This is a genomic window from Kitasatospora sp. cg17-2 (assembly GCF_054031055.1).
The window spans coordinates 7,545,375-7,563,212 of the sequence record NZ_CM132923.1 but is presented as its reverse complement, the minus strand read 5'-3'; the positions used below and the strand labels follow the sequence as shown (position 1 = coordinate 7,563,212).

Genomic DNA, 17,838 nt, shown 5'->3' with positions numbered 1-17,838 from the left:
GCCCGGCCCTGCTCCCGGGTCCGGGCTCCGGCCCGGGGTCCGGCCCGGGGTCCGGCCGGCCGCGCCGCCGCGGCCGACGGGGGGCGGGCCGGGTGCCGGTCGCCCTGCTGCTGCCCGCGCTGCTCGGCCTGGCGTTCCTCGTCCTCCCCCTGGTCGGGCTGCTGGTCCGGGCGCCCTGGAGCGCGCTCCCGGAGCAGCTGACCAGCCCGCAGGTGTGGGAGGCGCTGCGCCTCTCGCTGGTCTGCGCGACGGCCGCCACCGCGGTCTCGCTGGTCCTCGGTGTGCCGCTGGCCTGGCTGCTGGCCCGGACCGAGCTGCCGGGACGGCGGCTGGTCCGGGCCCTGGTGACCCTGCCGCTGGTGCTGCCGCCGGTGGTCGGCGGCGTCGCGCTGCTGCTGGTGCTCGGCCGGCGCGGCATCGTCGGTTCCTGGCTGGACTCCGCCTTCGGCATCACCCTGCCGTTCACCACCACCGGGGTGGTGATCGCGGAGGCGTTCGTCGCGATGCCGTTCCTGGTGATCAGCGTCGAGGGCGCGCTGCGCGCCGCCGACCCGCGCTACGAGGAGGCCGCCGCGACGCTGGGCGCCTCCCGGCTGACGGCGTTCCGGCGGGTCACCCTGCCGCTGATCGCCCCGGGCATCGGGGCCGGTGCCGTGCTGGCGTGGGCGCGGGCGCTCGGCGAGTTCGGCGCGACGATCACCTTCGCCGGCAACTTCCCCGGCCGCACGCAGACCATGCCGCTGGCCGTCTACCTCGCGATGGAGTCGGACCCGGAGGCGGCGATCGCGTTGTCGCTGGTGCTGCTGGTGGTGTCGATCGCGGTGCTGGCGGGCCTGCGCGAGCGCTGGATGTCCGCGCCGTGAGGCCCGCCGCTGCCCTCGTCCCCTTGCCCGTCGTGCGCTTGCCCGTCGTGCGCTTGCCCGTCGTGCCCTTCCTCGCCGTCCCCTTCCCCGGAGTGCCGCGCCGATGACCTCCCACCCCGGCGCCGCCGCCGGTCTGGACGCCCGGCTGCGGGTCGACCGCGCCGCCTTCACCCTGGACCTGGCCCTCACCGCCGCCCCCGGCGAGGTGGTCGCGCTGCTCGGCCCGAACGGCGCCGGGAAGTCCACCGCCCTGCGCGCGCTGGCCGGACTGCTGCCGCTCGGCGCCGGTCACCTGCGGCTGGACGGCGACGTCCTGGAGGACCCGGCCCAGCGCCTGCACACCCCGGCCGAGGAACGCCCGGTCGGCGTGGTCTTCCAGGACTACCTGCTGTTCCCGCATCTGAGCGCCCTCGACAACGTCGCCTTCGGCCCGCGCTGCCGGGGCCGTTCCAAGCGCGAGGCACGCGCCGAGGCCGCCGGCTGGCTGGAGCGGATGGGCCTGGCCGAGCACGCCGCCGCCCGCCCGGCCCGGCTCTCCGGCGGGCAGGCCCAACGGGTGGCGCTCGCCCGGGCGCTCGCCGTCCGGCCCCGGCTGTTGCTGCTGGACGAGCCGCTGGCCGCCCTGGACGCCCGCACCCGGCTCGACGTGCGGGCGCAGCTGCGGCGCCACCTGGCCGAGTTCGAGGCGGTCGCGGTGCTGGTGACGCACGATCCGCTGGACGCGATGGTGCTGGCCGACCGGCTGGTGGTGATCGAGGGCGGACGCGAGGTGCAGTCCGGCCTGCCGGCGGAGATCGCGCGCCGGCCGCGCACCGACTACATCGCCCGGCTGGTCGGACTGAACCTCTACCGGGGCACCTCGGCCGGGCACCTGGTGACACTGCCGGACGGCGCCGTGCTGACCACCGACGAGGACCTGTCCGGGCCGGTCTTCGTCGCGTTCCCGCCGTCCGCCGTCGTCCTCCACGGCTCGCGGCCGGAGGGGAGCGCGCGCAATGTCTGGGAACTGACGGTCAACGGGCTCGACCTCCACGGCGACCAGGTGCGGGCCGACCTGACGGGCGCCGTCCCGATGGCCGCCGACCTCACCCCGGCGGCGGCCGCCGAACTGGGCCTGGCCCGGGGCTCGACGGTCTGGGCCGCGGTCAAGGCCGCCCAGACACACGCCTACCCGGCCTGAACGGCCACCGGCCAACGGCCACCCGCCACCTACGCCCGACGACCGACGACCGACGACCGGCCACTCCCCTGCCACTCCCCGGCCGCCGACGGATCCGGCGGTCACTCGGTGGGCGTCACGAAACCCGACTCGTAGGCGAGGATGACCGCCTGGGTCCGGTCCCGCGCGCCGAGCTTCGCCAGCAGGCTGCTGACGTGGGTCTTCACCGTCTGCACCCCGAGGTAGAGCTGTTCGGCGATCTCGCCGTTGGTCAGCCCGCGCGCCACCAGCCGCAGCACCTCGGCCTCACGTTCGGTCAGGGCGGCCCGGGCCATCGTGCCGCGGGCCGCCGCGTTGCCCTGGGCGGCGGCGAGCCGGCGGATCTGGGCGGGGAAGAGCAGTGACTCGCCGGCCGCCACCAGCCGTACGGCCTGGGCGATCTCGCTCGGCCGGGTGCGCTTGAGCAGGAAGCCGTCCGCGCCCGCCCGCAGGGCCTGGTAGACGTAGTCGTCGATCTCGAACGTGGTGACGACCAGGATCTTCGGCGCGTACCCGCCGGGCGCGGCGGCGTCGCGGACCAGTTCGCGGGTGGCGGCGAGGCCGTCCAGACCGGGCATCCGAACGTCCATCAGCACCACGTGCGGGCGCAGTCGGCGGGCCAGCGCGATCGCCTCCGCACCGTCCTCCGCCTCGCCCACCACCCGCAGGTCGCCCTGCGCCTCCAGCACCACCCGCAGGCCGGCCCGGACGAGTTCCTCGTCGTCGGCCAGCAGAATGTCGATCGTCACGCGGCCAAGCGTAGGGGTACCCGAACGGTCAGCACCCACTCGCCTGCTGCGGCGCCCGCTGCGGCCTCGCCGCCCAGCAGGACGGCCCGTTCGCGGATGCCCCGAAGCCCCTTGCCGCCCCGACGCGGTGAGCTGCCGTGGGAGCGAGCGGACTGCGGGCGGAGGGCGTTGGCGCAGCGCAGTTCCAGGCTGCCGTCCCGGACGGCGACCCGGACGCTGATCGGCTCCCCCGGCGCGTACTTGAGGGCGTTGGTGACGCCCTCCTGCACGATCCGGTAGCCCTCGCGGGAGAGCACCCCGGGGAGGGCGCCGGAGGGGACGTCGACCAGGGCCTCGACGGGGCTGCCGGCCGCCCTGGCGGTCTCGAACAGGGCGGGGAGCCGGTCGATCCCGGGGCGTTCCCGCGCGTCCTCGCCGCCGTGGCCGTGCCCGGAGTCCGGACCGGGGCTGCCCGATCCGCCCGGGTCGCCCGGGTCGCCCGGGTCGCGCAGCAGGGCGAGCGTGCGCTCCAGGTCGTCCATCGCCCGCCGGCCGGTCTCCTCGATGACCTCCAGCGCCTTGGCGGCGAACGCCGGGTCGCCGAGCTCGCGCGCCGCCCCGGCCTGGAGCACCGTCACCGTCAGCGCGTGTCCGATCGAGTCGTGCAACTCGCGTGCCAGCAGGTTGCGTTCCAGCAGGCGTTCGGCGCGGAGCTCGGCGGCGGCCAGGCGCTCCGCCGGGGACGGCCCCAACAGGCGTACCGCCATGGCGAGCTGGAGCCGCCCGGCCCAGACGACCAGCCAGCCGAGCGCGAACAGCAGCACCGGCGCCAGCAGCAGCACCCAGCCGGACCCGACCGTCCCGCTCGGTCCCCCGGCTCCGTCCTCCCCGCCCTCCCCGCCCGGCCGCAGACCGAACACCGCCTGCTCCGGCCGCGCCACCAGGTCGAGGACGGCGGCGGGCACGAGGACCGAGGCCCCGCCGACGAGCCAGCCGAGGACCACCCGGCCGACCAACCAGGCCGCCGTCCGGTGGCGGTCGGCCCAGCCGCGGGAGGGCTCGACCGCGATGTCCTGCTCCCGGTCGGGCACCAGCAGCAGCCGCGCCTGCACGCCCTCCGCCCGCCGCATCGCGGGCACCAGTGCGGCCAGCCCCAGCAGCGCGGCGTCCACCGGCACCGCCCGCGCCAGCAGTTCGCCCCGGCTCCACCCCTCGATGCCCGGATAGACCATCAGGACGACGCCGACGAAGACCAGTCCGATCACCAGATGCAGCCAGCGCGCGTAGGTGGTGGCGCTGAACAGGGGCGCGAGTATTCGGGGCATCGCGCCATCCTGCCAGGTCAGGGCCCTGAGCAAACTCCCTCTCGGGAGGGAGGCAGATCCCCTCCCGGGCGGGATCCGCCGGGCCCCCGGGCTGCGGTCCCATGGAGTCACCGACAGCACGGAGGAACGGAGGACGGTCGTGATCAAGGTGGAGGGCCTCACCAAGGAGTACGGCGGGGCACGTGTCGTGGACGGGCTCGACTTCGAGGTGGCCCCGGGGGTGGTGACGGGCTTCCTCGGGCCCAACGGCGCCGGGAAGAGCACCACCATGCGGCTGATCCTCGGCCTCGAACGCCCCACCGCCGGCCGGGCCCTGGTCGACGGCCGGCCCTACGCGGAACTCGACCGCCCGCTGCGGCGGGTGGGGGCGCTGCTCGACCCGCAGGCCCTGCACGGCGGCCGCACGGCCCGCGGCCACCTGCGCTGGCTGGCCGCGAGCAACGGCCTGCCGGACCGCCGGGTCGACGAGGTGCTCGACCGGGTCGGCCTGACCGGGGCGGCCGGACGGCGGATCCGCGGCTTCTCGCTCGGCATGCGCCAGCGCCTCGGGGTGGCCTCGGCCCTGATCGGCGATCCACCGGTGCTGATGCTCGACGAGCCGGTCAACGGCCTCGACCCGGAGGGCATCCGCTGGATCCGCACCCTGCTGCGCGGACTGGCCGCCGAGGGCCGGGCGGTGCTGGTCTCCTCGCACCTGATGACGGAGATGGCCCTGACCGCCGACCACCTGGTGGTGATCGGCCGGGGCCGGCTGCTGGCGGATTCGGCCGCCTCCGACTTCATCGACCGCCACGGCCGGACCAGGGTCCGGGTACGGGCCGTCGACCCGGTCCGGCTGGCCGCGCTGATGCTGCGTTCGGGCCTGGACGCCCGACCCTCGGCGGACGGCGCCTGGGAGGTCAGCGGCACGACGGCCGAGTCCGTCGCCGCCCTGGCCGCCGCCGACGGCGTGGTGCTGTTCGAGATCGCCGTCCAACAGGACTCCTTGGAGGAAGCCTTCATGCGGATGACCGCCGACAGCGTCGAGTACCGGGCGGTGGCCGCATGACCACCGCGACGACCGCCACGACAACCACCGCGCCGACGACCACGACCGTGACCGGCTCGACGCTCGCTGCCGCCCTGCGCGCCGAACGGATCAAGTTCACCACCCTGCGCTCGCTCTGGATCACCCCGCTGATCGGCCTGCTGCTCACGGTCGGGTTCACCACCACGGTCGCCGCCACTCTCGGCGACAAGGACAGGAGCATCACCTCCGACCCGGGCGTCGGCATCCACTACGGCCTCAACTTCGGCCAGGCGGCGCTGGTCTGCTTCGCCGTCCTGCTGTTCGGCCAGGAGTTCAACACCCGCATGATCGGCCTCTCGCTGACGGCCGTCCCGCACCGCGGCCGCCTCTACGGCGCCAAGCTCGCCCTCGGCGCGGCCGTCGCCCTCGCTGTCGGACTGCTCGGGACGGCCGGGGCGTTCACCGGCTACGCCGTGTTCGTCCCGGAGGCCTGGGACGGACCCGCCCTGGTGCGCAGTGCCACGGCGGGTGTGCTCTACCCGGTCCTGCTGGTGGTGTTCTGTCTCGGGCTGACCGCCGTCCTGCGCAATCTCACCGCGGCCATGGGCCTGCTGCTGCCGGTCGTCTTCCTGCTCTCCCCGCTGCTGTCCGGCGTCCCGGTCGTGCGCCACGCCGTGCAGTTCCTGCCCGACCGGGCCGGCCAGTACGCGCTGCGCTACGCCGACGACCCGCAGGTGGCGTACGGACACTGGACCGGCCTGCTGATCATGGCCGTGTGGGCCGCCGCCGCGACCTGGGGCGGCATGCGCAGCCTGCGCCGCCAGGGGTTCTGACCCCGTGCCGGCGAGCCGGGGCGGCGGGTGCCCTTCTCAGCCGCGCAGCGCCGGGTGGTCCGCCACCACGGTGCTGCTGCCCGGGGCGATCTCCGTGAAGCCCGCGTCCTGGACCAGCGGGAGGCCGCTCGCCACCAGTTCGGTCCAGGCCTCCGGCGTCGCCGTGCGGACGGCGAGGGCGAAGCCGCTCTCCGCCCACTCCTTGCGACGGGCGTCGTCCAGCCGCCACCAGGCGAGCTGGGCGGCGTGGCCGGTCTGCGCCATCGTCTTGCCGGCGCTCATCTCCAGCTCCGGGTTCAGCCACAGCACCGGCACACCCGGCGTCGCGGCGCCGACCGGACCGGTCTCCTCCAGGTCGGTGCCCGACACCTGGAGCTTGGCCAGCTCCTTCGGCCAGCCGTCCAGCGGAACCGGCGGGAACACCCGCACCTCCGCCTCCAGTCCCGTCACCGTGATGCCGGGCAGCTCCCCGGCCCGGCGCCACTCGCCGCCGCGCGCCCGCCGGACCACCTTGCGGATCCGCGCGTCCTCCCAGGCCAGCACCCGCTCCGCCCACTCGCCCTCCGGCTCGACCACCCGCGGGTCGTTCAGCAGGGTCAGCACCGCCCGCGCCGAGGTCTCCAGCGCGTCGGTCCGGCCGGGCGGCGTCGCGCGCTCCATCCGGACGACCAGCGGCAGCACGTACTGCTGCCGGGCGTCGCGGTCCTCGGGCATCGGGTCTGGAACGGGGGCGTCGAACGGTGAGGTCACCCGACCAGCATGCCAGCCCCCGCCCCGGGGCGATCACCTCGGGGCTCCCGGGACCCGACGCCCGCTGACCCGATGCCCGTCACCCGGCGCCGGGTCAGCGGCTGGCGGTCAGCGGCTGGCGGTCAACGGCGGTAGCCGCGCTGCGCGTCCCGCTCCTCCGCGTCGTCGTAGTTCAGGAACCAGCCCTCCGGGTGGGTGGCGGTGAGCAGCAGTTCGGCGCGCTGTTCCGCGGTCAGCTCCGGATCGCCGTCGTCCGGCCCGTAGACGCCGAACAGCTCGTCGTGGCAGCCGTCCCAGTCGTAGTCGTACAGGTCCGCGGGCAGGTCGCCCATCATGTCGGCGACCGACTCGGGCTGCGCGCCGAGCAGTGTCCGGGCGTCGACCAGGGCCATCCGCAGCGCGATCTCCTCCGCCAGGCAGCGCGGCAGCGGCCATTCGCCGAGCGCGAGGTCGTCGGCGAGGTCGTCGAAGGTGCGGGCCATCGACCGGCGCCAGTTGCGGTGCAGCCGCCAAGTGCGCTGCGGCAGCCTCCCGAAGACCGTCCAGTCGGCCTCCTCGCCGTCGGCGACCGGCTCGTCCTCGTGCTCGTCGAGGTCGTCGTAGGCGGCGTCGGCCAGCCCGAGCAGCTGGGCGTGGAGCAGGCACGCGGTGCGCGGGGTGAGCGTCCAGTCGCCCGCCGCGTTGCCGCCGTCCTCCTCGTCGCCCTCCAGTGGGAACAGCTCGGCGAAGTCCGGCGCGAAGTCCTCGGTGACGCTGATCTCCAGCGTGCCGCCGACCGCCTCGACCCCGGGGATCGCCGCCACCAGCCGGTCCGGGTGCAGCAGTGCGCCGAGTGCCGCGTTGGCGTCCTCGGCCACCTCTCGCAGCAGTTCACGGCGCTGCCCGGCCGGATCGACGCCGTCGAAGTCCAGTTCCTCCACGGCCGCGATGGCCGCGGCGCGCAGCGCCGGCCAGTTCGTGATCCGCAGTCCCAGGACCACCGTCGCCTCGATCTCCTGCGCGCCCGAGTCCTCCGCCGCGCCCGGCCCCTGTGGATGATCGCTTCGCTCGCCCATGGGGCTACGGTACGGCCTTTCGGCCGTCCGATCACCGGTCTGTTCCGGCTACCCTACGCGTTCTCGCCGTCACTGCTCCGCCTTCTCCCGGCCGCACCCCCGCGCGCCTCTGTTCGGCGGCGTCGGACCGCCCGCAGGATGGGCGCCATGGCAAACATCGACGAGTACGGCGGCGGGCAGCGCCCGGACGCCCAGGTACTGGTAGTGACCACCAACGACATTCCCGGTTACCGGGTGGACCATGTGATCGGCGAGGTCTTCGGCCTGACCGTGCGCAGCCGGCACATCGGCAGCCAGATCGGCGCCTCGCTGAAGTCGCTGGTCGGCGGCGAGCTGCGCGGCCTGACCAAGACCCTGGTGGAGAGCCGGAACGAGGCGATGGAGCGGCTGGTCGAGCAGACCAAGGCGCGCGGCGGGAACGCGGTGCTGATGTTCCGTTTCGATGTCACGGAGGCGGCCGACGCGGGCACGGAGGTCTGCGCGTACGGCACGGCGGTGGTGATCTCCCCGGCCACGGCCTGAGCCTGGACGGTCGGTCCGACCTCGGCTGCGGACGGGAACGCGGTACCGATGCTCCGGTTCGATGTCACGAGGGCGGCGGACGTCGGCACGGAGGTCTGCGCGTACGGGCCCGCGCACGGCCGTGTTCCCGGCCCGGCGGCGGCCGGGAACACCCGGCCCGCACCGGATGTTTCACCGGCGTGACTGTTTACGGTGCAACCAACTCCGAGCCGGTCCGCCGGGTCGACGTCGTGGTGGTCGGCGCGGGCCAGGCGGGCCTGTCCGCCGCCTACCACCTGCGCCGCCGCGGCTTCGCCCCGTACCGCGAAGCCCTCGGGGGCGACGGGGCGGGCGGAGTCGGCAGGGCGGGCGGGCCCGGCACCACCGACGGCGGGTTCGTGGTCCTCGACGCCGACGACGCCCCCGGTGGTGCCTGGGCCCACCGGTCCCCCTCGCTGCGGATGGCCACCGTGCACGGGTTCCACGACCTGCCCGACGTGGAACTGCCCGAAGTCGACCCGAACGCGGCGGCGCGCGACGTCGTCCCGGGGTACTTCGCGGCGTACGAGGCGCAGCACGCGCTCCCGGTGGTGCGCCCGGTCAAGGTCCTGTCGGTGCGCTCGGAGTCTGCGCGGCCCGACGCCCGGCTGCTGGTCGAAACCGACTCCGGCACCTGGTCGGCCCGGGCCCTGATCAACGCCACCGGCACCTGGAGCCGCCCCTTCCTGCCCCACTACCCGGGCCGGTTCGCCGGGCGGCAGCTGCACTACGCCGCGTACCGGGGGCCGGAGGAGTTCGCCGGCAAGCGGGTCCTGGTGGTGGGCGGGGGCGCCTCCGCGATCCAGGTGCTGTCGGAGGTCGCGGCGGTCGGCGAGACCGTCTGGGTCACCCGCACCCCGCCGGTGTTCCACGCCGGGCCGTTCACCCCCGAGTACGGGCGGGCCGTGGTCGCCAAGGTCGAGGAGCGGGTCCGCCAGGGGCTGCCGGTGCGCAGCGTGGTGAGCGTGACCGGGCTCGGACCGTCGGTGGCCTACCGTCGCGCCGAGGAGCTGGGCGCGCTGCGGCGGCGGCCGATGTTCGACCGCCTCACCGAGCACGGGGTCGCCTGGGGGGACGAGGAGCTCGCCGTCGACGCGATCGTCTGGGCGACCGGCTTCCGTCCCGAGGTCGGCCACCTCGCCCCGCTCGGCCTGCGTTCCCCGGGCGGCGGCATCGCCCTGACCGGCACCCGGGCCACCGCCGACCCCCGGGTCCACCTGGTCGGCTACGGGCCGTCCGCCAGCACCGTCGGCGCCAACCGCGCGGGCCGGGCGGCGGTCAACGGGATCGTGGAGCTGCTCGGCGCCCCGGTCGCCTCCCCGGCCGCCGTCGCGGTGGCGGCCGGGTAGCGCGCGGCTGGCGCCCGGTCGGGGCAGGTCCCCCCGTCAGCGGTCGTAGTCGACCGTCACCCGGTCCGTCACCGGGCGGGCCTGGCAGGTGAGGACGTAGCCGGCCGCCAACTCCTTCTCCTCCAGGGCGAAGTTGCGCCGCATCGACACCTCCCCCTCGGTGACCAGGGCGCGGCAGGTCCCGCACACCCCGCCCTTGCAGGCGAACGGCAGGTCCGGCCGGGAGCGCTGCGCGCCGTCCAGCACCGAGCGGTCGCGCGGCAGGCTGAGCGTGCTGCCCCGGCCGTCCAGGACGACGGTGACCTCGCTGCGTTCGACGCCCTCGGCACCGTCCGCCGCGCCCGGGGTGTCGTCGGCGCGTTCGCCGATCGGCTCGTCCTCGGCGTGGAACAGCTCCTGGTGCACCCGCTCCGTCGGCACGCCCAGCCCGCCGAGCAGTTCCTTCGCCCCGGTGACCATCCCGAACGGTCCGCAGAGCCACCAGTGGCCGACGGTCGGCACGTCCACCAGCGCCCGCAGCAGGGCCTCGACCCGCTCCGGGTCGAGCCGGCCGCTGAGCAGTTCGGCGTCCCGGGTCTCCCGGGAGAGCACGTGGACCAGCTGGAAGCGGCCCAGGTAGCGGTCCTTCAGGTCGGCCAGCTCGTCCGCGAACATCACGGTGTCGCTGCGGCGGTTGCCGTAGAGCAGGGTCACGGTGGAGGCGCGGTCGGCGGCCAGCACGGAGGCGGCGATGGACAGCATCGGCGTGATGCCGGAGCCGGCGGCCAGCAGGACGTGGTCGGCGGGTTCGCCGAGGTCGGGGGTGAACAGGCCGGACGGCGTCAGCACCTCCACCTCCTCCCCCGGCCCGGCGTCCCGCACCAGCCAGCGGGAGAACAGGCCGCCCGGAACCTCGCGCACGGCGATGCGCAGCGGGCCGCCGGCGGGGGCGCAGATCGAGTACGAGCGGCGCTCGTCGACCCCGTCCACCACCCGGCGCAGCGTCAGCGTCTGCCCCGGCCGGAAGGCGAACGCCTCGGCGAGCCCGTCCGGCACCGCGAAGGTCACGGCGACGGCGTCGTCGCAGAGGCGCTCCACCGCGGCGATCCGCAGGGTGTGGAACGCCGGCCGGCGGGCCGGGCGGACGGGCGAGGGCCCGGCGGACGGCGGGGTTGCCGGACCTGCCGGGACTGCCGGGACTGCCGACGGGACGGCTGCTGGTGGGACGGCGGCTGGTGGGACGGCGGCCATTCAGATCTCCTTGACGCGTTCGAAAGGCTCGCGGCACTCGCGGCAGCGCCACAGCGCCTTGCACGCGGTGGAGCCGAAGCGGGACAGCTCCTCGGTGTCGGTACCGCCGCAGAGCGGGCAGGCGACGGGCGCGGCGGCCGCGATCCGGGTCGGGCCGAGGCTCAGCAGGGTGGCGCCGCCGGCCGCCGCGCCGCCCCCGGGCCGTGGCGGGGCGATGCCGGCCTCGGCGAGCTTGCGCCGGCCCTCGGGGGTGATCAGGTCGGTCGACCACGGCGGGTCGAGCCGCAGCCGGACCCGGACGTCCGCGAACCCGGCCGCGCGCAGCCGCCGGTCCACATCGGCGGCCATCTCGGCGACGGCGGGGCAGCCCGAGTAGGTCGGGGTGAGCCAGGCGGTCACCACCGGCTCCGCCGGGCCGCCCGACACCTCGACGTCGGCCAGCACTCCCAGGTCGGCCAGGGTCAGCATCGGCAGTTCCGGGTCCGGCACGGCGGCCGCCACCGCCCAGGCCGCCCCGCTCGACGCGCGCTCCGCGGTCACGGCCGTCACCACGTCGCGCCCGGGTGCGCGCGGGCCAGCACCTGCATCTCGGCGAGCAGCAGGCCCAGGGCCTCGCTGTGCACCCCGTCCCGGCCCGCCCGGCCGCCGACGGTCGCCAGCCCCGGGACGTCCGGCACGGTCAGCCCGGCCTCCGCCAGTACCGCCGCCAGGGAGCGCAGCACCGGTTCGCGCAGCGTCGCCGGGTCCACGCCGACCCGCAGCTCGACCGGGTGCGCGGTGAGGAGCTCCTCCAGCAGCGGCCAGACCGCGTCCAGACCGGCCTGCATCCGCGCGGCCGAGTACGGCGTGCCGTCGCCGAGCCGCAGCGTCCACGCGGTGGCGTACTCGCGGTGGTAGGCCAGCTCCTTCACCCCGCGCGCCGCGACCGCCGCCAGCACCGGGTCGGCGTGCCCGGCCAGCGCCTCGTACAGGGCGCCGCGGACGGTGGAGAACAGCAGCAGGCGGGCGATCGAGTACGCGAAGTCCCCGTTCGGCGCCTCGACCAGGCGGACGTTGCGGAACTCCTGCTCCTCGCGCCAGTACGCCAGGTCGTCCTCGGTCCGCCCGGAACCGTCGGCCTGCCCGGCCCGGGTGAGCAGCTGGCGGGCCTGGCCGAGGAGGTCGAGGCCGAGGTTGGCGAGCGCGACCTCCTCCTCCAGTTCGGGCGCGCGGGTGCACCACTCGATGAGGCGCTGGGCGAGGACGAGCGCGTCGTCGCCCAGCATCAGGCAGTAGGCGGCGAGGTCGGTCCCCTCCAGCCCGGGCGGGACGGCGGTGTCCACCCCGAGCAGCGGGTCGGCGAAGCCCGTCCCGTACGCCCAGCGGCCCTCGCCCTCGGGCTCGGGGGACGCCTCGGCGAGACTCAGGTACACGTGGTCGTCGGTCATGGTTCGGCTGCTCCCGGTCAGATGTGCGGGACATCCTCGGGGATGTCGTAGAAGGTCGGGTGGCGGTAGACCTTGTCGCCGCTGGGCGCGAAGAAGGGGTCGCGCTCGTCCGGGGTGGACGCGGTGATGGCGTCGGAGCGGACCACCCAGAGGCTGACGCCCTCGTTGCGGCGGGTGTAGAGGTCGCGGGCGGCGAGCAGCGCCATCCGGTCGTCGGCCGCGTGCAGGGAGCCGACGTGCACGTGGTTCAGGCCCCGCCTGGGGCGCACGAACACCTCGTAGAGCGGCCAGCCGGCCTTGGACTCGGTCACTTTCCGTTCTCCTGTTCCGTCTCCGTGCCGGCGTCCGTCGCCGTATTCGCGCTGGTCGCGGTACTCGTGCGGGCCTCGGTACTCGCACTGGCCCCGGTACTCGTGCGGGCCTCGGCGCGGCGCTTCTCCGCGTAGGCGGTGGCCGCCTCGCGGACCCACGCACCGTCCTCGTGGGCGGCCCGCCGCCGTTCCACCCGCTGGGCGTTGCACGGGCCCTGGCCCTGGATGACCCGGTTCAGCTCGGACCAGTCCGGCTCGCCGAAGTCCCAGCTGCCGCGCTCCTCGTTCCAGCTCATCCCGGGGTCGGGGAGGGTGACGCCGAGGTGCTCGGCCTGTGGCACGGTCATGTCGACGAAGCGCTGCCGGAGCTCGTCGTTGGTGTGCCGCTTGATCCGCCAGGCCATCGAACGGGCGGTGTTCGGCGAGGCGGCGTCCGAGGGGCCGAACATCATCAGCGACGGCCACCACCAGCGGTCCACCGCGTCCTGGACCATCCGCCGCTGGGCCTCGGTGCCGCGCATCAGCGTCATCAGCAGCTCGTAGCCCTGGCGCTGGTGGAAGGACTCCTCCTTGCAGATCCGGACCATGGCGCGCGCGTACGGGCCGTAGCTGCAGCGGCAGAGCGGGACCTGGTTGCAGATCGCGGCGCCGTCGACCAGCCAGCCGATCACACCGACGTCGGCGAAGGTGAGGGTCGGGTAGTTGAAGATCGAGGAGTACTTCTGGCGGCCGGAGATCAGCTTCTCGGTGAGTTCGGCGCGGTCCACGCCGAGGGTCTCGGCGGCGGCGTAGAGGTAGAGGCCGTGGCCGGCCTCGTCCTGGGCCTTCGCGAGCAGGATCGCCTTGCGCCGCAGGGAGGGGGCGCGGGTGAGCCAGTTGCCCTCGGGCTGCATGCCGATGATCTCGGAGTGCGCGTGCTGGGCGATCTGGCGCACGAGGGTCGCCCGGTAGGCGTCGGGCATCCAGTCCCGGGGCTCGATGCGCTGCTCCGCGGCGATGACGGCCTCGAACGCGTCCTCGGGCGATGCCCCGGGCCGCTCGGCCACCTCTGCTGTCACCACGGTCCCCTTTCGCTGCCTGTGTCCCCACCCGTCGGCGGGCCACCAACCGACTGACCGTTCGGTCGGTACCATTGTGCGCGGTGGGACGGGCGACTGACAAGGGAGCACTGCCGATGTCGGGGCAGCGACCCCACGACGGGGCGGCGACCCGGGGGTGGGCGGCTGTTTCGTGACCCGGCAGGGCGGGGCCGGGGACGGGCGAAGGCCGGGCCCGGGCCCCCTGGGGCTCGGACCCGGCCGAGTGGAACGAGTCGCCGCCGGCCGCTCGCCGACGGCATGGAGGAGACGGCAGGGGTGAGACGGCAGGCCGGAGGTGGCAGGCCGGTCCTGGGTCAGGCCGACGTCCGGCGCAGGGCGGCCAGCTCCTCGGCGCGGACGGCCCGCCCTGCGAACACCTCCGCCTTGCGCTCCTCCATGCGGCGCAGCGCCGCGCGCCGTTCCCGGGCGGCGAGGCGGTCGATGTAGAGACCGCCGCCCAGGTGGTCGGCCTCGTGCTGGAGGCAGCGCGCGAAGTAGCCGCGCCCCTCGACGACCAGCGGCCGGCCTGCCTGGTCCCGACCCCGGACCACCGCCCGGTCCGGACGGGCCAGGTCCGCGTACGGGCCGGGGACGGAGAGACAGCCCTCCTCCGCCTCGACCAGGCGCCGTTCCCCGGCGGGAAGCTCGTCGAGCACCGGGTTGAGGATGTGGCCCACGTGACGGACGCCGTCCTCGTCGAAGCAGTCCCAGACGAAGAGCTGGAGGTCGACGCCGATCTGGTTGGCGGCCAGTCCGGCCCCTTCGGCGACCCGCATGGTGGCGAACATGTCGTCGATCAGCCGCGCCAGCGCGGGCGTGCCGAACTCGTCCTCCGCCACGTCCCGGCACCGGCGGTGCAGGACCTCCTCCCCGACAACGGTGACCCGCCGCACCTCGCCCCTCAGCGCCTCCGGCGGCACCTCGGGGTAGGCCGCCTGCACCTCGCCCTGGAGCCTCACCTGCCCGACCTGCCTGACCTGCCCGGTCTGCTTCCGGGTCGTCTCCGCCCGGTTCGCCGACTCGTGTCGCGCCATGACCTTCTCCCCCTCCGTGATGCCTGCGGCTTCCGTGCTGCCGTGCTGCCGTGGTGCCGCGTTCGTGCCGGCCCGTGCGTCCGCGCTGGCCCTGCGGGTCGCGCTCCCGGGCTCCCGCCTTGGCCGAGCTCCCGCATGACCGTATGGCCGCATGGCCGCCTTGGCGTATTGGCGTATTGGCGTACTGCCGTCCTGGCGTGTTGGCGGACTCCCGGGCCGCCGGGCAGCCGGACCGCTGCGTTCTCCGCGCCACGGTGCCGGATGCGGCACCGTGGCGCGGAGGACCCGGCACCGGCGATCCGGCGTCGGCTCCACGGCTCGCCACTCTCCCACACTTTGCAAAGTGCGCACTTTGCAAAGTGTGGGAAGGCGTTCGACGGAGCCCCGTCGCACGCCGCCAACAGCTCCACACGCCCTGCAAACACTGGCCCGACCACGGATCGACCCGATCCGGACTTGCCAAAGAACTTTGCAAAGTGGACGCTTTGCAAAGTGACCACCCACAGCAACACTCCCGCCGAACCGGCCGCCCTCCAGAGCGGGGCGCCCTCCCGGCCGCTGCCGCAGCACGCGGTCCGCGCCGCGCTGCTCGACCTGATCGCCGAGTGGGGCAGCATCACCTCGAACCAGGCCGCGCAGATGCTCCGCCAGAGTTCCGGAACGTGCTCCTTCCACCTCCGGCAGCTGGCCCGGTACGGGCTGGTCGAGGAGGCGCCGACCGGGGACGGCCGTTCCCGCCCGTGGCGGCTGCGCTGGGAGGGGTCGCTGATGCCGCCCGAGCCGGGCACCCCGGCGGCCGGCCGGACCGGCGGCGACCTGACCCCCGAGCTGGCGACCGAGCTGGAGGACGGCAGCTACCGCCACTGGCTCGCCAACCGGTCCGCCGCGCCCGCCGAGTGGCAGCGGGACCAGACCTCCAGCGACATCCTGCACCTCACCAGCGACGAACTCGCCGACCTCGGCGCCGCCGTCCGCGCCCTGCTCGCGCCCTACCGGCAGCGCGAACCGCGCCCCGGGACGCACCCCGTCGCGGCGGTCACCCGGCTCTTCCCGCTGCTCGCGGACACCGGAGCGGACACCGGAGGAGAAGCCAGGGAAGAAACCGCGGAGGAAGCCGGAGCGGACACCGAGCAGCACTGAACAGCCGACGGCTGACAGATCTCACCATCTGCCAGCCGTCAGCTGCCGCCGACTGTCCACCGGTGGTCGACAGTCACCCGTCGACCACCGGCAGTCAGCCGTCAACCATCAGCCGTCACCCCTCCGAGCGGTCGCGCAGCCGCGGGAGCGGGACGGCGAGGAGCGCCGCCAGCAGGGCGATCCTCGGAGCCAGCTGGTCGATCCGGATGTGCTCGTGCCGGGCGTGCGCACCCCCACCGACGGCTCCGAAGCCGTCGAGCGTGGGGAGTCCGCGCGAGCCCGGCAGGTTGGTGTCGCCCGCCCCGCCCGCCGGAGCGCCGTCCAACTGCTGCCCGAGCACCGCCGCCAGCGAACGAACGTGGCGCAGCAGCGGGTTCGCCGAGCGCTCGGGCCAGGCCGGGCGGCTGGACAGTACCTCGGTCCGCACCCGCGCGCCCGGCCGCAGCGCGGTCAGGCGAGCGAGGTTGTCGAGGGTCCGGCGCTGCGCCTCGGTGGTGGAGAAGCGCAGGCCGAGTTCCGCCTCGGCCCGGCCCGCCACGACGTTGGCCCGGCTGCCGCCGCTGATCCGGCCGGCGTTGAGCTCGGTGCCGGGGAGGCTGGTCAGGCCGCGGACGGCGACGAGCTGGTCGACCAGTTCGTCCACTGCCGATACGCCGTCGGCGGCGTCGTTGCCGGCGTGCGCCTCGCGCCCGGTGACGGTGAGCCGCACCCGGGTGGAGCCGCGGCGGGCGGTCTTGAGCCGGCCGTCCGGGTGCGGCGGTTCGAGGCCCAGGACGGCAGCGGCGTCCCGCAGTTGGCGTTCGACGAGGCGCCTGCCGTCCGGGCTGCCGACCTCCTCGTCGGAGACCACGACCAGGCGGACGGTGCGGTGGGGGCGTTGGCCGAGGTCGGCGAGAAGGGCGAAGGCTCCCTCCAGGATGGCGAGTCCGCCCTTCATGTCGACCACGCCGGGTCCGCTCAGGGTGCCGTCCTGCTCGGTGACCGGCCAGTCGGTGAGGATGCCGGCCGGCCAGACGGTGTCGTGGTGGCCGACCACGAGGAGGTGCGGCAGGCTTTCGTCGCGGCCCTCCCACTGGAGCACGAGGTGGTCGCCGGCCGGGCCGGGTTCGCGCTGGACGGTGGCGCCGGTGGCCCGGAATCCGGCGGCCAACTCCTCCGCGAGGGCGTCGAGTCGGGGTGCGTCACCGCTGGGTGACTCGATCCGGGCCAGGTCCGCGCAGCGTCGCCGGACGGCTCCGGCGAGGGTGCGGGCGCGGGTGCTGAGGGCCTGGGGCAGACCGGGGAGAGCGGCGGTGGGGCCGGATTGGCCCTCGCTGTCGGGGACGGCCGGAGCGTGGGGGGCCGCTGCGGTGGGTGGCGCGGCGGCGGGTGTGGGGGCGGCCGGGGCGAGGGCGGTTCGGGCGGTGCCGGTTCTCACGGTCGTGCCGGAGGCGGCCGCGCCGCTTGCGGCACCGGCGGTCCTGGTCGGCTCGACGGGGGTGAAGGCAGTGGTGGCTGCTGTCGTGGCGACGGCGGCAGTGGTGGCGCCGACCGTCGTCGTGGTGATCGTGGTGGTGCTGTCGGCGCTCGCGGTGGTGGTTGCGGCGGCGGCGCTCGCGGTGGTGGTGGTCGCGGCAGTGGATCCGGTGGTGGCCGTCGGGGTCGGTGCGGCCGGGGCGGTGATCGTGCCGGCGGCGACGGCCACCGGGGCGGTGACGGGGACGGGGGTCACGGCGGCCACGGGGCCTGCCGCGGGAGTGGCGGGGCGGACGGCTTGAGGACTCAACGCTTGCCTCCGCGGCCGCCGCCGGTATACAGCGGCCGCGCGGATCGGCCGGGACGGCCCGTCCGCTCCGACCAGGTCACCGGGCCGACAGGCCCGGCTGTGACGGCGGGACACCAAGAGGTTCCGTCCGTTCCAAGTGCGCTGGAACGGCTGGGCGGCGTGTGTGGCATGTGCGTCCTCCTCGCTCGATCCGGTGGCCCCG

The 17,838-nt window shown here is 75.1% G+C and carries 18 protein-coding genes; 7 read left to right on the top strand and 11 right to left on the bottom strand.

Annotated elements, in window-relative coordinates:
* Positions 1-8: 8 nt before the first annotated feature.
* The gene (locus ACW14Y_RS31820; RefSeq protein ID WP_456988307.1) at positions 9-863 is read left to right on the top strand and encodes an ABC transporter permease; all 855 of its coding nucleotides are present in this window, start codon (positions 9-11) and stop codon (positions 861-863) included.
* A gap of 103 nt (positions 864-966) precedes the next feature.
* The gene (locus tag ACW14Y_RS31815) at positions 967-2,043 is read left to right on the top strand and encodes an ABC transporter ATP-binding protein (RefSeq protein WP_380300334.1); all 1,077 of its coding nucleotides are present in this window, start codon (positions 967-969) and stop codon (positions 2,041-2,043) included.
* A 101-nt stretch (positions 2,044-2,144) separates the two neighbouring features.
* On the opposite strand, the gene ACW14Y_RS31810 is transcribed toward ACW14Y_RS31815, so the two are convergent.
* Positions 2,145-2,810 carry a response regulator gene (locus tag ACW14Y_RS31810; RefSeq protein WP_380300333.1) on the bottom strand — a complete coding sequence of 222 codons (666 nt, stop codon included), beginning with the start codon at positions 2,808-2,810 and terminating at the stop codon, positions 2,145-2,147.
* Positions 2,807-4,114: a sensor histidine kinase gene (locus ACW14Y_RS31805; protein ID WP_456984344.1), complete on the bottom strand. Its 1,308-nt coding sequence runs from the start codon at positions 4,112-4,114 to the stop codon at positions 2,807-2,809. The genes ACW14Y_RS31810 and ACW14Y_RS31805 overlap by 4 nt, the downstream gene beginning before the upstream one ends.
* A 139-nt stretch (positions 4,115-4,253) precedes the next feature.
* Here ACW14Y_RS31805 and ACW14Y_RS31800 point away from each other — a divergent pair, with 139 nt between their 5' ends.
* Positions 4,254-5,162, top strand: a complete 909-nt coding sequence (locus ACW14Y_RS31800; protein WP_456984343.1) for an ABC transporter ATP-binding protein — start codon at positions 4,254-4,256, stop codon at positions 5,160-5,162.
* Positions 5,159-5,956: a hypothetical protein gene (locus tag ACW14Y_RS31795; RefSeq protein WP_380440030.1), complete on the top strand. Its 798-nt coding sequence runs from the start codon at positions 5,159-5,161 to the stop codon at positions 5,954-5,956. Before ACW14Y_RS31800 ends, ACW14Y_RS31795 begins: the two co-directional genes overlap by 4 nt.
* Before the next feature lie 36 nt (positions 5,957-5,992).
* On the opposite strand, the gene ACW14Y_RS31790 is transcribed toward ACW14Y_RS31795, so the two are convergent.
* Complete coding sequence (locus tag ACW14Y_RS31790) at positions 5,993-6,670, bottom strand: aminoacyl-tRNA hydrolase (protein WP_380384679.1); 678 nt, start codon at positions 6,668-6,670, stop codon at positions 5,993-5,995.
* Positions 6,671-6,828: 158 nt separating this feature from the next.
* On the bottom strand, positions 6,829-7,761 hold the full coding sequence (locus tag ACW14Y_RS31785; RefSeq protein ID WP_380300329.1) for a hypothetical protein: 933 nt from the start codon (positions 7,759-7,761) through the stop codon (positions 6,829-6,831).
* A 147-nt stretch (positions 7,762-7,908) separates the two neighbouring features.
* On the opposite strand from ACW14Y_RS31785, the gene ACW14Y_RS31780 reads away from it, so the two are divergent.
* Positions 7,909-8,283, top strand: coding sequence for a YbjQ family protein (locus ACW14Y_RS31780; RefSeq protein WP_030391935.1), 375 nt, complete (start codon positions 7,909-7,911; stop codon positions 8,281-8,283).
* A gap of 179 nt (positions 8,284-8,462) precedes the next feature.
* Positions 8,463-9,650, top strand: coding sequence for an NAD(P)-binding domain-containing protein (locus ACW14Y_RS31775; RefSeq protein ID WP_456984341.1), 1,188 nt, complete (start codon positions 8,463-8,465; stop codon positions 9,648-9,650).
* A 36-nt stretch (positions 9,651-9,686) separates the two neighbouring features.
* Here the strand turns inward: ACW14Y_RS31775 and paaE are convergent, their stop codons facing one another.
* From paaE to def, 6 genes are all read right to left on the bottom strand, one after another.
* Positions 9,687-10,880, bottom strand: a complete 1,194-nt coding sequence (gene paaE / locus ACW14Y_RS31770; protein WP_456984339.1) for a 1,2-phenylacetyl-CoA epoxidase subunit PaaE — start codon at positions 10,878-10,880, stop codon at positions 9,687-9,689.
* Positions 10,881-11,429: a 1,2-phenylacetyl-CoA epoxidase subunit PaaD gene (paaD, locus tag ACW14Y_RS31765; protein WP_456984337.1), complete on the bottom strand. Its 549-nt coding sequence runs from the start codon at positions 11,427-11,429 to the stop codon at positions 10,881-10,883.
* Positions 11,426-12,307: a 1,2-phenylacetyl-CoA epoxidase subunit PaaC gene (gene paaC / locus ACW14Y_RS31760; protein ID WP_456984335.1), complete on the bottom strand. Its 882-nt coding sequence runs from the start codon at positions 12,305-12,307 to the stop codon at positions 11,426-11,428. Before paaC ends, paaD begins: the two co-directional genes overlap by 4 nt.
* Positions 12,308-12,324: 17 nt before the next feature.
* A complete protein-coding gene (paaB, locus tag ACW14Y_RS31755; protein WP_030391930.1) occupies positions 12,325-12,618 on the bottom strand; it encodes a 1,2-phenylacetyl-CoA epoxidase subunit PaaB in 294 nt (97 codons plus the stop codon).
* On the bottom strand, positions 12,615-13,751 hold the full coding sequence (gene paaA / locus ACW14Y_RS31750; protein ID WP_456984332.1) for a 1,2-phenylacetyl-CoA epoxidase subunit PaaA: 1,137 nt from the start codon (positions 13,749-13,751) through the stop codon (positions 12,615-12,617). Before paaA ends, paaB begins: the two co-directional genes overlap by 4 nt.
* A 260-nt stretch (positions 13,752-14,011) precedes the next feature.
* A complete protein-coding gene (gene def / locus ACW14Y_RS31745; RefSeq protein WP_380384626.1) occupies positions 14,012-14,731 on the bottom strand; it encodes a peptide deformylase in 720 nt (239 codons plus the stop codon).
* A 492-nt stretch (positions 14,732-15,223) separates the two neighbouring features.
* On the opposite strand from def, the gene ACW14Y_RS31740 reads away from it, so the two are divergent.
* On the top strand, positions 15,224-15,871 hold the full coding sequence (locus tag ACW14Y_RS31740) for an ArsR/SmtB family transcription factor (RefSeq protein ID WP_456984330.1): 648 nt from the start codon (positions 15,224-15,226) through the stop codon (positions 15,869-15,871).
* 115 nt (positions 15,872-15,986) lie between these two features.
* Here the strand turns inward: ACW14Y_RS31740 and ACW14Y_RS31735 are convergent, their stop codons facing one another.
* The gene (locus tag ACW14Y_RS31735; protein WP_380440016.1) at positions 15,987-17,582 is read right to left on the bottom strand and encodes a M20 family metallopeptidase; all 1,596 of its coding nucleotides are present in this window, start codon (positions 17,580-17,582) and stop codon (positions 15,987-15,989) included.
* Between the last annotated feature and the right edge of the window lie 256 nt (positions 17,583-17,838).